This window comes from Gluconobacter sp. DsW_058, assembly GCF_002153615.1.
In the GTDB taxonomy this organism is placed as follows: domain Bacteria; phylum Pseudomonadota; class Alphaproteobacteria; order Acetobacterales; family Acetobacteraceae; genus Gluconobacter; species Gluconobacter cerinus.
In genome coordinates this window covers 1-321 of sequence record NZ_JOPH01000016.1, presented here as the reverse complement: position 1 = coordinate 321, position 321 = coordinate 1, and the positions used below count along the sequence as shown (strand labels likewise).

The 321-nt window shown below is 49.5% G+C and carries 1 protein-coding gene; it reads right to left on the bottom strand.

The features are described 5' to 3' along the window. Window positions 1-120: 120 nt before the first annotated feature. Window positions 121-321: IS3 family transposase (locus HK24_RS05580; protein ID WP_143412294.1), on the bottom strand; the 201-nt coding region annotated here is incomplete at its 5' end.

Below are 321 nucleotides of genomic sequence, written 5' to 3'. Positions count from 1 at the left end.
CAACAAACTCAAGCAGATGCGCCGCATCACAACCCGCTACGACAAGACTGCCTTGTCCTTCATGAGTTCCCTCAATATCGCCGCAGCAAGGCTCTGGATTAGGTCTTTTGTCAACGCGACCTAGGTGTTTAGTCCCGTGGTTTGATGGGTTGGATTGATGATGAATCTTTCTGGCTCTGAAGTCCATATTTTGCAGACATATTCGTAAGGTGTGAGGCCACTGAGGGTCTTGAGCCTTCGCCCAAAATTATAGGCTGTCATGAAATCGCTGAGGTGTGTCCTTAACTGCTCGTGGCTGTCGTAATGGAAGCGCTTGACGGT